A 341-nucleotide genomic window follows, 5' to 3' on the forward strand; every position below is an offset into this window, starting at 1 on the left:
CTTGATACCGAACTCTTTAAATGAAATGTTTACGTTACTGCTTGTAGAGACGATAACGGGCACTTCACCGCCAACGAGAAAGCTTGCAGACTCGCCAGACAAGACCGTCAAGTTTGGCTCTGCGAGAACCTCTGCGATTTGGTCGTTACCTAACGCCGTGATTAAGGTACTGAGGTTAGCCGCATCAAATTGGTCGAAAACAAACTCACCCACGCTTGAGCCAACGGTGCTCCAATCAACACCGACGGTTTGCCCAAACGATTCGGTTACTTGAGCGACCGATATCTTGACATTCACCTGCTGAGTCGTCGCGACTTCAATCCGTTCAATGATCCCTTCCC

General features: G+C 49.3%; 1 pseudogene. It reads right to left on the reverse strand.

Annotated elements, in window-relative coordinates:
- A pseudogene (locus tag BCT81_RS03085) lies at positions 1-341 on the reverse strand (pilus assembly protein CpaC); the annotation flags it as partial.

The sequence above is a fragment of the Vibrio sp. 10N.261.52.A1 genome (assembly GCF_002876325.1).
Lineage (GTDB): Bacteria > Pseudomonadota > Gammaproteobacteria > Enterobacterales > Vibrionaceae > Vibrio > Vibrio chagasii.